Origin of the sequence: Prevotella sp. khp1, from assembly GCF_900102205.1 — a bacterium.
GTDB lineage: Bacteria > Bacteroidota > Bacteroidia > Bacteroidales > Bacteroidaceae > Prevotella > Prevotella ruminicola.
In genome coordinates this window covers 183,570-195,539 of sequence record NZ_FNJZ01000005.1, presented here as the reverse complement: position 1 = coordinate 195,539, position 11,970 = coordinate 183,570, and the positions used below count along the sequence as shown (strand labels likewise).

The 11,970-nt window shown below is 45.3% G+C and carries 6 protein-coding genes; all 6 read right to left on the bottom strand.

The window, feature by feature from the left end:
* Positions 1-35: 35 nt before the first annotated feature.
* On the bottom strand, positions 36-548 hold the full coding sequence (locus tag BLR73_RS13195) for a hypothetical protein (protein WP_091862771.1): 513 nt from the start codon (positions 546-548) through the stop codon (positions 36-38).
* Positions 549-638: 90 nt separating this feature from the next.
* A complete protein-coding gene (locus BLR73_RS13190) occupies positions 639-3,803 on the bottom strand; it encodes a leucine-rich repeat protein (protein WP_143010962.1) in 3,165 nt (1,054 codons plus the stop codon).
* Between the two features lie 1,210 nt (positions 3,804-5,013).
* Positions 5,014-5,961, bottom strand: coding sequence for a GNAT family N-acetyltransferase (locus tag BLR73_RS14640; RefSeq protein WP_231488156.1), 948 nt, complete (start codon positions 5,959-5,961; stop codon positions 5,014-5,016).
* A 58-nt stretch (positions 5,962-6,019) separates the two neighbouring features.
* Positions 6,020-7,165 (bottom strand): efflux RND transporter periplasmic adaptor subunit, encoded by a 1,146-nt coding sequence (locus BLR73_RS13180; RefSeq protein ID WP_081772792.1) that lies wholly within the window; start codon positions 7,163-7,165, stop codon positions 6,020-6,022.
* An 18-nt stretch (positions 7,166-7,183) separates the two neighbouring features.
* Entirely contained in the window at positions 7,184-8,398 is a 1,215-nt protein-coding gene (locus tag BLR73_RS13175) for a TolC family protein (protein ID WP_081772793.1), read from the bottom strand.
* Positions 8,382-11,540 (bottom strand): efflux RND transporter permease subunit, encoded by a 3,159-nt coding sequence (locus BLR73_RS13170; protein ID WP_081772794.1) that lies wholly within the window; start codon positions 11,538-11,540, stop codon positions 8,382-8,384. The genes BLR73_RS13175 and BLR73_RS13170 overlap by 17 nt, the downstream gene beginning before the upstream one ends.
* Between the last annotated feature and the right edge of the window lie 430 nt (positions 11,541-11,970).

Sequence of the window (11,970 nt, the reverse complement as noted above, 5' to 3'; positions counted from 1 at the left end):
CTGTGATAAAACGTTCTTTTTCGTATCTCAAAGAATTAAAACAGCTTCTTCAAAAAGTGATATATGGCTGCTGCAGTAAGAGTGCGCTTGATGAAACCGGGACGTTCTGGCTTATAATAGTTTGGCGAATATGATGCAACCTTGCTATGCTCAAGATATTCGTTTGCTCTTTTCTGTCTATCAAGCTTCCTTTCCAGTCTTTCAAACTCTCTATCTTCCCTTTCTATCTGACGGTCAAACTCTGCCTGTTCCTTTTGCCATTCCAGGTCGTCCTTCTCAAACTCATATTGAGCTTGTATCTCTTCCTTTTTGCTGTTGCGAATACTATTATGTTGCTCGATAATCATACGTTTTTCTTCGTCCGTATACACATCGTTATTCATGATGTACTCGTTCTCTCGATCCCAATACTCGTCAACCTCGGACAATTCATTTTCATAACTGTCCTCAATCATCTGTGCCTCGAATTCGAAATCATTATACACATCAGCATCCAGATCATCTAAATCATCCAGATAAGGATCATAGTCATCATAATCGTCATACATAAGCACTTCCTCCTATATTATGATTAATTCCTGTCTTTATATCCTATATGTACCTGTCAATTGCGTCTTGTTTGGGCCTTTTAAACACTTCTACATTAAATCAATCGTAAAAGTTCTCCCAGATTGATAGTCTTTATATATTAATGCTTTCTTGATGTAATTCTCGTCGAAATGCCCGACTTTTGTTCTTGTCTCTTTATCGGTGGTGTAACTGAAGTCGTAACTGGCGGCCTTCTCTTTTTTGTTATGAACCCAGATGGCCCCTGTCTTATCCCTTCTGACATGATCTGAAAGGAAATAGTAGCCAACGCCTACCTTACGCAGGAAGAATCCGTCATTTGTTGAAACAATATAGAAACGATATTTGCCATCAACAAGGCAGAACGGTTTGCTCTCGCTATATGAATAACTTGGGAGCGACTCAAAAAATTGTCCCGTTACATAGGCATCTTCAGATTGTAATTCCTTAATGCTCTTGAAATTCTGGAACAACTCGTTAGACAAGTATTTCTGGCGGCATCCATAAGGAACGTATAGCGTACATTGTTTTTTGCTGAAATTCGCAAAAGTTTTCTCATGAAACTGGATAGAAGCCGGGTCTTCAATGTCGATGGTTAGTTTTGTCAGCTTTTCGCAACCTCCGATGAAGGCCTGACCTATTTCATCTACATCCTTATGGATATAGAGAGATTGTAGAGAAGAATCTTCAAAGGCAAAATGATGGATTATAGAGACTGTTTCCGGTACAATAAACTCATCATCGGTTTTGTCTGAAGGATAGATGACCAGCTTTGATTCATTGAAAGAATAGAGCACTCCGTCGTAAGCACAATAATCCACATTCTGCGCATCAACCTCAATTTTACATGAGAAAGCCGTACAATCTATTTCTTTTACAGTGTCTGGTATATTTACCTCAGGAAGTGCCGTACCTTTAAAAGCATCCCATTTTATAGTCTCTAATCCACTCTTTAACTCTATATCAGAAAGGTTTGAACATCCGGAAAATGCTGAGTGGTGAATAGTCTCAAGGGACTCAGGAAAAACTACGCTTACGATATCCTCATTATCGCAGAAAGCTTCCTCCTTTATGCTGGTGACTCCTTCAGGGATAATAATATCTTCTGAGCCGTCATCGTCGTATCCTGTAATCTCAGTTCCGTTTTCATCATACCGCAGGGAACGGCTTCCCTCAATGGCTGTAATATATTTGAAATCTTTGAATCTCTCATCCTTCATATATCCCGACAAAGAATCAAAGGGAACCCGGAGAACGCAATTCTCTACCTCGAACTCTTCAAATGTATCATCCTTTATGTCTATGAAATCCGGATAGTCGGCTTTTATTGTCAGGGTTTTCAAATTAGTACAACCAGAAAAGACAGCGTCATCTAATACATCGATATCTTTCGGAATGATTATCTCTTCTGCTTCGTTATTTTCAAAAGCATATGCATCTATAGAAGTAACGGAATCTGGTATCTCAATTATTTTCAGTTTTATCTTTCTGGGATGGAGAATGAGCTTTGTAGCATCTTCGTTGTAAAGTACTCCATCAATATCAGAAAAATATTCATTGAGTTCATTGACTCTCATTCTACACTCAAAAGAATTAAAGGTGTATGAAAGTGTTGAAGGAAGAACAACTCCTTTTAGTCCTGTATCGACAAATGCCCCCATATCTATGCTATCCAAGCCTTCGTTGAATTCTATCTTTTGCAGATTGATACAGCCTTTGAACGCGTTTTCACCGATTTCTCGTAGCGATTCTGGGCAAATCACTTCTGTGATTCCCGTATTATCTTTGAAAGCATTATCTGCTATTTTTTCTACTCCTTCGGGGATTTCGATTGGCCCATAGAACTCACTTACAATGCCTGTGATTGTCTTACCATTGTCATCAAAGAGGAAAACCTCTTTCAATTCTTGACTTTGGAGTACCAAATCAGGCATAATCTTTTCGACAGTCTTCATGTAGCCGACAATAATCGGATCTAACTTGATATCATCCTTAGAGATTTTTGACGTTAAAACAATACCTTTCAGTGAGCGACAACGACTTAATGCCACATATACCTGACCTGAGGCAAATGATCGATGCGCATCAATAATGACCTTGTCAAAGGTCAACCCTTGGCTTTTGTGGATTGTAACAGCCCAGGCCAACTTAATAGGATATTGTGTAAATGTGCCGACAGGATAGGGCTTTATAATCTTGTTTCTCTCGTCGTATTCATACTTGTATAGCGTCCATGCAGATTTCTCCACACTTATCAGTTTTCCTTCTTGTGTAATGACCCTTACGACTCCACCGTATATACTTTTGACAATCCCCAAAGTGCCATTCACATATTCATAGCCATCATTGTCGTTGCGCAGAAGCATAACCTTTGCGCCTACTTTCAATGCTAATTCTTCGTCTGCAGGAAAGAGCCTTTTGGGGAAATAGCCATCTATGTCAGCTTTACTCGTAAATCTTTCACCGGGTAATTCCTTTAGCTTGTTATCATTGTGTTTCCAAACATTATATTTCCTGGTTCGTAAATATACAGCGGGTTCAGAATTTGAAGGCTCGTAGTCGGCTTTATATCTTCTGTTTATTGCCTCTATATCAGAAGATAGGCTTTTACCCTCACGGATATTATTCAAGATGCGTACAAATCTTTCGTTTTTCTGTCTGTGTACTTTTTTTAATTCAAGTAACGGCAATGGGCGTTTCCTAATAACGTCGGACGAAAAGAAATATGGATTATCTTTTTCATAGTGGGAATACAGCAGTTCTTCATCATCATCTTCAACCACTGGTGGAAGTTGGAACAGGTCGCCAAAAAATATAACCTGGACACCGCCGAAGGCGCTGCCGCTCCATCTGACCTTTTTCAATGTTTGATCCACCATATCGAGAACATCGCATCTTACCATGCTTATTTCATCTATGATAAGGATGTCCAACTTCCTGATTATTCTCTCTTTTGCAGTGTCAAGGTGGTACCAACTACGGGTTTTACCGGGAATAAAAGTGATGGTTTTCAATCCAAACAAGGAATGCAAGGTTTGCCCTTCCGCATTTTTAGCTGCTATTCCCGTAGGTGCAGCCACAGCAATGTTCTTTCCGCGAGCTCGACATTCTCTGACGATTTCTCCCAGAAGTCTGGTCTTACCCGTTCCTGCTTTACCTGTAATGAAAAAACTTTGCCCTTCCCTAACAAGTTCTATTGCTTTTAGTGTATATTGGTCGTGAATAAATTCTTCCATAGGCACAGATATTGAACGATAATTAGCTGTTCACATTGCAAATATAAGAATAATCTGCGAAAAATCAAACTTTTATTCAAGATTATGCAGATTTTTATGTTTCTTTCTCCGCAACATTCAAGTAATCCTCTCCTTCCTCTTCCACTTCCGGATAGGAAAACGGCTTTACTCCTGAATTCTCTAACATTAATATAGATGGAGGAAATGTCTTAATCTGTGAAGATAGAGCCATACTAACAGATAGAATCTATTCTGAGAATCCAGGTATCGACGCAGAATGTAAAATCTGCAAATATAAGTCGTTGATAATCAGTGTATATGCCTCCAATTGCAGGGGACAGATACTATGCCGAGGGACGGAGGAGGGACGGAAAATATACAAAAATCTGCAAATGAAGCTGCCGTCAAAAATAAAATATACAAACATCTGCAAAGACGTTTTTCCAGTTCTTTGTATATTCACATTCGTTAACACGGATTCTTGCACATTTTTGTATTCGCTGAGAAGCGAGTGAAGAGCGACTTCCAATTTCTGTCCCTTTAGGTACATTTATCTTTGCAGTTCTTTGTATATATTTATAATCAGACGAAAAATGGGCGTATTTTATAACTCAAAATTGGCTTGTTAAAAAGTGTTGACACTATTTTTGTCCCTTTGTAGCATTTTACGAAATCTGTCCCTCGGGGGACACTATTGAGTAGTTATCTGTCCCTTTTTGTCCTTCGGCACTCTTCATTCTGTCAATCAGAGTCCGTTTATTATATTATTTGGCGGAAAAAAGTTTAGTTTAGGTTATGGATATATTAAATGCAAATAAACTAAACCGTGCCAAGTTCAATCCATTTTATACTTTCTCTTTTTCTTTTGGACGGCAGAAAAAACTTTCCACAATGTTGACATCGTGCGCGTATGCGCGTGAAAAGAAAAATGTATGTTTCTACTTTCTGGAGTAGATGAAATTAGGTTGCAAAGGTAACTGTTGTTCCTTCATCTACCCAATGTGATCCGTGGTATGGCTCAAATTCTCCACACTATCTGGGTTGTATTTGGAGCCATAACCTTGTGCTGATGGTCACAACACCTTGTGAAGCAACATAATTTCTAATCACTCCCGAAAGTTGAGAAATCTACAGTAAGGAAATTAAAAACATCGAGATTATGGCAAATCAAGCAACATTATCAAAAGTTTTGATAATGTTTCGAAGTTTGTCATAGAGATAATACCATGTGAATTGTAGTTGCCGTATGGCCTGAATGACCAAGGCGAGAAGGCAGTTTCACAAAACCATGACGGGCATACATCTTCACTGCATCGGCAAACTCCGGGAAAGACTCAATGTAGAGATGTGTATAGCCTGCTTTCCGTGCTTCATTGATGACCAGTGAGAAAAGTTTTGAGCCATACCCCTTCCCACGAACTTTCGGGGAAAGATAGAATTTTACCAGTTCTACATATCCTTCAGGCAAGCCTTCTGTTGGATAGAAACCACAGCCCCCCATCACCTCACTATCTTCGTTGATGACCCAATATCCGGCATTCACATCCTGCAAGGATTTCCATATATGCCATGTGCGGGAATCATCATAGACGGTGTTCACCAATGGTGCTCCATATTCCTCGAACACAGAACGTATCACACGGGCAAGCGGCTTCTGATCTTCCTGTTCTATCGGTCTGATGGTCGCTGTTTTATTCTCCAGACACAGTTCCATCAGTATATCACAACGTTCGTAGGCATTATTCTTCAGCAGTATCTCCTTGAATCCCAATTTGCGATAAAGAGCAATGGAGGCTTCCAAGCGGGTGTTGCCTTCGAGAAAGATTCGTTTTACATCATGACTGCGGGCATAGTCTAATAATGCCTCGCCCAGTTGGCGACCGATGCCTTTTCCCTGTGCATCTGGAGAGACTGCCATCTTTGCCAGCTCGTGACAGTCAGATTCAGGATGCGGTTTCAGCGCACAGCAACCCACAACCTGTCTGCTTTCGTCTATAGCCAGAAATATCTGCCCACCATGTCCGATGATGTTGTCATCGATATGTGCAAATGTGTCAAGATCAGACTGCTCCAGTCTGAACCAGGTCTCTATCCACTGCTTGTTCAGTTGGATAAAGTCCTGCTTGTATTGCGGCTCGTATGTGACAATTCGTATCATCAATTGCAAAAGTACACCTTTCTTAGCATTTGTGCAATACCATAACAATGGTATTTACTTATTCCTCCTCACCGTGGTCGGCCAACATAGACTCCAGATAAAAGGCCTTGGCTATGACAATTTCGGAGGAAGGAGACACGCTGTCGGTGAATGTGATTTGCGTGTAGCCTTGCTGGCTGAATCCCGTGACGACTTCCTGTTTCCGGAAACGGTTGGAACCAAGACTGACAAATACGAACTTGCGATTGGCACTCATCACAATGGCTTCATCGGGCACGGCATCGCAGGTCTGTTCGTCACAGTGGATGACTGCCGAAACGAACATATTGGGCAAGAGTTTTGCCCCTTCCGCGCTGTCGAGTTTGACATGAACAGAAGCCGACTTCGACTCATTGTCCAAGGCTGCGGTAACGAACGAGACAGTGCCCGTGAGGAGTGTTGAGGACTGGTCGGAGAGTTGCATGGTGACCTTCTGGCCGATGTGGATGCTGGCGATGTCGCTTTCAAAGACATGGAGGTCGGCATGGAGGGCTTTGTTGTCATAGACCTTCATCAGCACGGTCTCGCTGTCGAGATAACTTCCCATACTTACCAATATCTCGCCCACCACGCCCGAGATGGGTGAACGTACGGGAGCAGCATTCGAGAAATGCCCTTGCGCCACCTGACGACTGCTGATACCCAGTTGTTCCAACTGAAGGCGCAAGCCTTGCTCGGTGACGCTGGCCATGTCAAATTCGGCCTTGGCCTGTTGCAGGTTTTTACCCACACCAGCCCCTTGTTCATGAATATCCTGCTGACGCTGCAAGGCCTGCCGTGCCAGCGATAATTGCCGGGAAGCAACGAGATAGTCTTTCTGTAGAGCCACAATCTCGGTGTTCTCCACTAAGGCCAGCGTCTGTCCCTGCCTTACAGCCTGTCCTTCTTTCACCAGGATGCGCTTGGTGATGCCAGCAACCAAAGAGGTGACATCCGCACGGTCTTGCGGAGAAAGTCTCAAAGTTCCCGTGGCATTGATGGTGCCCGAAAGTTGGCGTTGCTCTACATGCCCGAACTTGACACCGATGGTATTCAATTGCTGTTCGGTCAATTCAACGACATTCTCTTCATGCGACTCTTTTTCTTCCTCTGCCTGCTTCACTTCGTTCTTGCAAGAAACGGTCAGCAGCGACAGGGCGATCATAGAATATATTATTATCTTCATCTTCTTAATCGTTAATAATTACTTTCCTTTGATAAAATTCAGTTTGATGATGGCTTGATTCAACGCATCGATGGCCTTGGCATTATCCATCTCAACGGCAAGTGCCGCCGACAGGTTTTGCACGTGTTCCACGTAGGTAATCTCTCCGGCTCCATATTCGATACGCGACAGGCGACGCATCTCCTTGGCGGCAGGAAAGCCATCGCTCTGATAATAGTCGTATGAGCGTCTGGCACTCTCCAAGGCATTCTTGGCAATCAGCAGTTCGGAACCGCTCTTGCGCTCTGCCTGTTCCTTTCTTGTGCGTGCGATATCCACATCCAGTTTTGCAGCAGATTTACGAGCCTTCTGGGAGCCGTAGAAAAGCGGGAAGGCCACCCCGACTTCAAAGCCCATCCAGTTACCCTTGTCGAAGCGCGACCTGTCCACGTTGTAGGGGTTGATACCTGAAATGACCAACTGATGACGGATTCCAACGTTGAATGATGGCATCATTCCCTGGCGGATGTAGTTCAGTTCACTTTCACTGCGCATCTGCTCACTCTCCAATAGTTGTCCCTGCGGGGTAGCGGCAAACGACCAGGCATCGTCCACAGGCTGCACACACAGATAACCGTCTGTGGCAACAACTGTTTCCGAGGTGTTCATCAACTGCTGCAACTGTATGGCGGCAGCCGTTTTCTCATCCTGAGCCTCACGCAGTCTGATACCATTCTCTGCCTTCATCTGCTGGGCGTTCATCAGTTCCAGGCGGTTGGTCTCACCGTTTTTATATCGGATGTCTGCCGTCCTGACAAACTCACCCAGCACGGAGTCGTTTCCGCAAAGCAGCGCTTCGACATGCTGCCAAAAGAGCAGCTGACTATAAGCCACGGAAACATCCCTCGTAAGTTCACTTTCCGTAAGTTGATGCCGGCTTTCTTCAACCAAAGTTTCGGCTTTCAGCAGTTTCCGCCGCTTGCCGTAAACGGTCGGGAAATCAATCTTCTGCGAGAGCGTCAGTGCATTGTCGGGACTGCCGCCCGATGTCGGGTCCTGCGACAGCAACAACTCCGTCCGATCCAGCTCGAAATAGGAGCCTTCCATTCGTTTTGCCCGCTGCACTTGCAGGTCGGCCACCTTCACGCCCATGTTGTTGGCACGGGCAATCTCGATGCACTTCGCCAGCGACTGTGCATCCACTGACGACAGGCAACAGATCAATATTAATAAGGTACTATATATTCTTTTCATTTTCTGTTTGATGTGAATTTGCTTCCGTTTTTTTCGTAAAAGTCTTGTAAATGGTAGGAATCACGAAGAGCGTAAGAACCGTGGCTGTGAGCAGACCGCCAATAACGACGGTGGCCAACGGACGCTGTACTTCGGCTCCATCACTGGTGGAGAGGGCCATGGGCAGGAAACCAAAAGAAGCTACCAATGCCGTTATGACAACTGGGCGCAGACGGTGTTCGCATCCTTCGAGTATGCGCTGACGGACATCCGTGACACCATGATGTTGCAAGGCATTGAACTGTCCCACGAGTACTATACCATTGAGTACGGCAACACCGAACAAGGCAATAAAGCCGATTCCTGCCGAGATACTCATTGGCATGCCGCGAAGCCACAAGGCAACGATACCGCCAATGGCTGAAAGCGGAATAGCCGATGCAACGTATAGCGTCTCACGCACACTCTTCAAAGTGGCATAAAGCAATAGCAGAATCAACACGAGAGCCACGGGAATGGCAACCATCAACCGGTCTGTGGCGCTCTGCAGATTCTCGAACTCACCCCCGAAGGCATAGTGGTATCCGGCAGGCATCTCCAGACGGTCGTCAAGAATCTGCTGGATATCCATGACCGTGGAACTGACATCCCGCCCCTTCACGTTGAATCCTACAAAGATACTGCGCTCCCCATCCTCGTGAGAGATTTGCGCCGGAGCCTCCTTATAACTGATGGTGGCCAACTGGCGCATGGGAACGGAAATGCCAGACGGTGAGGGTACGAATAGTTCCTCAAAATTGGAAAGGGCATCACGTCCGTCATTGTGGATGCGGAGCACAATGTCAAACTGACGATTCTCCTCCGTCACGCTCCCTGCTATTTTTCCTGCGAAAGCCGACTGCAGCACATCGTTGGCCTGACGGATAGAAATACCATACTTGGCCAACATCTGACGGTTGTATTCCACTTGCAGTTGCGGCAGTCCATTTACCTTTTCCACAAACAGGCTACCCACGCCTTCAACATCCTTGATAAGGCGCTCCACCCTGTCGGCCAGGTCCGCTAACACCTCCGTATCACCACCGTAGATTTTCACCGCGACATCCTGACGAATACCAGTAATCAACTCGTTATTACGCATCTGGATAGGCTGCGACATCTCCACATCAAGACCTGGAATCACACCAAGGGCTTCTTCCATTTTTTCCTGCAAATCATTTTTCGTCTCGGCAGAAGTCCACTCTGCTTTTGGTTTCAGGGCGACAAGCATGTCGGCGCGTTCCACGGGCATCGGGTCGGTGGGTATTTCTGCAGAACCGATGCGCGTCACCACCTGTTTGATTTCGGGGAACTCCTGTTTCAGAATCTGTTCCGCCTTTGTACAGGTCTCCACCATTTGGGTGAGCGACGTGCCCTGCGCCATACTCAATTCTACAGCGAAATCTCCTTCTTCGAGCGTGGGTACAAATTCAGCTCCAAGCCGACTCATCAGGAACAGCGAGGCCCCAAAGAGTGCCATCATACCGACAATGACACCCCTGCCGTGATTTATGCATTTATCCACCAGAGGCAGATACCATGATTGCAGCCGGGCCATCATACGCGCACTGAGTGACGTCGTGGCGTGCTCCAAACGCAGCATGACCTTGTTGGTGGTTTTCCGCTTCAAGAATACAGCCGACATCATCGGGACATATGTAAGCGAGAGAATAAAGGCGCCGAGGATGGCAAAGAAAATGGTCATAGCCATGGGACGGAACATCTTTCCCTCGATACCCACCAAGGTCATCATCGGCAAATAGACAATCATGATGATCATCTCTCCGAAGGCAGCCGACTTACGTATCCTACTCGACGATTCATACACCAGATTGTCGAAATTACGGATTTGTGTGTCATCCTGGGAAGCTATCCTCGCCACCACGGCTTCTACGATGATGATGGCACCGTCAACAATCATACCAAAGTCGATGGCACCAAGACTCATCAGGTTGCCGCTGACATCAAACACGCGCATCATACCGAAGGCAAACAGCATCGACAACGGGATGACCGAAGCCACAACAAGTCCGGCTCTATAGTTTCCCAAGAAAAAGATGAGAATGAAGATGACAATGAGTCCACCCTCCATCAGATTGCGTGCAATGGTGTTAGTAACACGGTCTACCAACAAGGTGCGGTCAATAAATGGCTCAATGACAACACCCTTGGGAAGACTCTTCTGAATATCGGCAATGCGTGACTTCACATTTTTGATGACTTCCTGAAAATTCTCGCCCCTCAACATCAGCGTGATACCAGCCACTACCTCGCCTTCACCATTACGGGTCACGGCACCGTAGCGTGTTGCATGTCCGAAGTGCACCTTCGCCACATCACCCACCAGAACGGGCACACCGCCCTGGGTCTTCACCACGATTTTCTCAATGTCATCCAACGTCTTCACCAATCCGAGGCCTCGAATATAATACTGATTGGAAAGACGCTCTATGTAACCGCCGCCAGTATTTTCATTGTTCTCGTTCAGGGCAGTATAGAGTTCGGCAATCGTCACGCCCATGGCATTGAGGCGCTCCAGGTTTATATCCACCTCATATTGCTTCACATAACCGCCCCAGCCACTGACCTCGGCAATACCTGGCGTACCCGACAACTGTTTTCTCACAATCCAATCTTGAATGGTACGCAGGTCGGTGAGCGAGTATTTATCCTCATACCCCTTCTCGGCACGGATGGTATAATGGTATATTTCACCCAAACCGGTAGAGATGGGTGCCAGTTCCACATCCACGTCATCAGGCAGTTTTTCCTTGACGCCCCCCAACTGCTGGTCTATCAGTTCACGCGCCCAATAGTTGTCAGTTGCGTCGTTGAAGACCATCGTGATAACCGCCATTCCGCTACGGCTGATGCTCCTCCGCTCTTTTACTTCTGGAATATTGGCTAATGCCATTTCGATAGGTGTAGTGACGTTACGCTCCATCTCCTCAGCACCAGTAGATTGAGACGTCACGATAATCTGCACCTGATTGTTGGTGATGTCGGGTGTGGCATCGAAAGGCAGATGAAGCAAGGACCATAGGCCCCACGCCACCAATGCACAGGTAAATACCCCGACCACCAATTTGTTCTCAATAGAGAACTTGATGATACGTTGAAACATAACTTATATTTAGTATCAATTCTATAAAGTAAACTATATTGACCGCAGGTCAATAATACACTAAAAGATGGAATTGATACTATTGAGGCGGTTGCCAGATAGATGCATAAACCGTATGCACATATCCATTGGAATAAGGAGTGAAGACCTTGTGGCAAGATAAGGGCTTCAAGCACATTTCCGTCACTTTTTTCGCCTTGACGACGTTTGCGCATCCGCAACAACTGGAGAAAGGCGAGCAACAGCAATGCCCTTCTGGACATGAAGTGTGATCATGATGAGAGCCGTCATTTCTATGCATCTGATGGCACTGTACTGCATCCAAATGCTCTGTCATGTCATCCCAATTACATGGTATGACAGACAGCAATAAAACAGATATGGACAACAGCAGCAATAACGGTTTCATCACATTTAATTATGATATAAT

Coding starts and splice junctions, on each gene's coding strand:
- BLR73_RS13195 (WP_091862771.1), bottom strand. CDS start 548: ATGTATGACGATTATGATGACTATGATCCTTATCTGGATGATTTAGAT.
- BLR73_RS13190 (WP_143010962.1), bottom strand. CDS start 3,803: ATGGAAGAATTTATTCACGACCAATATACACTAAAAGCAATAGAACTT.
- BLR73_RS14640 (WP_231488156.1), bottom strand. CDS start 5,961: ATGATACGAATTGTCACATACGAGCCGCAATACAAGCAGGACTTTATC.
- BLR73_RS13180 (WP_081772792.1), bottom strand. CDS start 7,165: ATGAAGATAATAATATATTCTATGATCGCCCTGTCGCTGCTGACCGTT.
- BLR73_RS13175 (WP_081772793.1), bottom strand. CDS start 8,398: ATGAAAAGAATATATAGTACCTTATTAATATTGATCTGTTGCCTGTCG.
- BLR73_RS13170 (WP_081772794.1), bottom strand. CDS start 11,540: ATGTTTCAACGTATCATCAAGTTCTCTATTGAGAACAAATTGGTGGTC.